Here is a 269-nt window from a genome sequence, read left to right as displayed (position 1 = left end):
CGACATCATGGAGCAGGCGTTCCGCACGCGCGACGGCATGTCGTCGGAAGAGGACTGGGAGTTCCACCAGGCCATCTACCGGGCCTCGGGCAATCCGCTGTTCGAGCAGATCATCGCCGCCATGTACGAATTGTTCCACCGCTTCTGGGAGCACCCGCTCGGCGTGCGCGATTTCGGCCACGCCAGCTTTCCCTATCACCGCACCATCTACGAACGCATCGCCGCGCGTGACCCGCAGGGTGCCCGCGCCGAGGCGCTCAAGCTGATCG

General features: G+C 65.4%; 1 protein-coding gene. It reads left to right on the top strand.

From position 1 onward, the window contains the following. Nucleotides 1-269: FadR/GntR family transcriptional regulator (locus FCU66_RS40755; RefSeq protein ID WP_136625531.1), on the top strand; the 269-nt coding region annotated here is incomplete at both ends.

The organism is Mesorhizobium norvegicum (genome assembly GCF_004919685.1).
In the GTDB taxonomy this organism is placed as follows: Bacteria; Pseudomonadota; Alphaproteobacteria; order Rhizobiales; family Rhizobiaceae; genus Mesorhizobium; species Mesorhizobium norvegicum.
The sequence above is the reverse complement of the archived record's forward strand: the minus strand, read 5'-3'. Positions and strand labels throughout refer to the sequence as shown.